Annotated in this window: 1 protein-coding gene; it reads right to left on the reverse strand. The window is 62.7% G+C overall.

Annotated elements, in window-relative coordinates; translation table 11 throughout:
* Positions 1-475: ATP-grasp domain-containing protein (locus tag J5M56_RS24935; RefSeq protein ID WP_207938053.1), on the reverse strand; the 475-nt coding region annotated here is incomplete at both ends.

Genomic DNA, 475 nt, shown 5'->3' on the forward strand with positions numbered 1-475 from the left:
ACGCCGATGAAGTTGAGCATCGCGCTCTCGCCGACCTTGGCGGTCGAACCCAGCGGCAGGCCGGCCACGGCACGCAGGTGGTTTTCGAACTGGCTGCACTCGGCACCTTCGGTGGTCCAGTGCCCGGAGTTGTGCACGCGCGGGGCGATTTCGTTGGCTTTCAGGCCACCGTCGACTTCGAAGAACTCGAAAGCCATCACGCCGACGTAGTCGAGGTGCTTGAGCACACGGCTGGAATAATCTTCGGCTAGCGCCTGCAACGGGTGATCGGTGCTGGCCACCGACAGCTTGAGGATGCCGCTGTCGTGGGTGTTGTGCACCAGCGGATAGAACTTCGTTTCACCATCGCGGGCACGCACGGCGATCAGCGACACTTCGCCGGTGAATGGCACGAAGCCCTCCAGCAGGCAGGCAACGCTGCCCAGTTCGGCGAACGTACCGGCAACATCTTCCGGCTTGCGCAGGACTTTCTGAC

This window comes from Pseudomonas sp. 51_B, from assembly GCF_017491595.1.
Lineage (GTDB): Bacteria > Pseudomonadota > Gammaproteobacteria > Pseudomonadales > Pseudomonadaceae > Aquipseudomonas > Aquipseudomonas promysalinigenes.